Origin of the sequence: Serratia sp. 22278, assembly GCF_052045405.1 — a bacterium.
GTDB lineage: Bacteria > Pseudomonadota > Gammaproteobacteria > Enterobacterales > Enterobacteriaceae > Serratia > Serratia marcescens.
In genome coordinates this window covers 1-526 of record NZ_JBQEOW010000035.1, presented here as the reverse complement: position 1 = coordinate 526, position 526 = coordinate 1, and the positions used below count along the sequence as shown (strand labels likewise).

Genomic DNA, 526 nt, shown 5'->3' with positions numbered 1-526 from the left:
GGTGATTAGCTCAGTTGGTAGAGCATCTCCTTTACACGGAGGGGGTCGGCGGTTCGAGCCCGTCATCACCCACCACTGTTATGGGTCGTTAGCTCAGTTGGTAGAGCAGTTGACTTTTAATCAATTGGTCGCAGGTTCGAATCCTGCACGACCCACCATTCTTTAAGAATGGCTGCGACAGAGAATCGTAAAGGATGAGAACCGTAAAGGTTCGAGTCTCGCGCAGCGAGACAACATCACTCCGGTGATGGCCCGCAAGGGCGAGGCCAAAGGCCGAGTTATCCTGCACGACCCACCATTCTTTAAGAATGGCAGCTTCAGAATCGGTTTGATGTGGCAAAGTAAAGGTCCGAGTCGAGTACCCGTCGAGTTGTCCTGAACATCCCCATCCTTGTTTTCCGCGAGTCGGTTCCAATAACCTATTCGCCATCAGCAGTAAACCACATCAGTGGGTCGTTAGCTCAGTTGGTAGAGCAGTTGACTTTTAATCAATTGGTCGCAGGTTCGAATCCTGCACGACCCACCA

The 526-nt window shown here is 51.5% G+C and carries 2 tRNA genes and 1 other RNA gene; all 3 read left to right on the top strand.

Annotated elements, in window-relative coordinates:
- The first annotated feature begins 82 nt into the window (after nt 1-82).
- The 3 genes from ACTJJ6_RS23580 to ACTJJ6_RS23570 all read left to right on the top strand — a co-directional run bounded on the left by ACTJJ6_RS23580 (nt 83) and on the right by ACTJJ6_RS23570 (nt 526).
- A tRNA-Lys gene (locus tag ACTJJ6_RS23580) sits at nt 83-158 on the top strand.
- A 15-nt stretch (nt 159-173) separates the two neighbouring features.
- A non-coding RNA gene (locus ACTJJ6_RS23575) (RtT sRNA) lies at nt 174-298 on the top strand.
- Nucleotides 299-450: 152 nt separating this feature from the next.
- A tRNA-Lys gene (locus ACTJJ6_RS23570) sits at nt 451-526 on the top strand.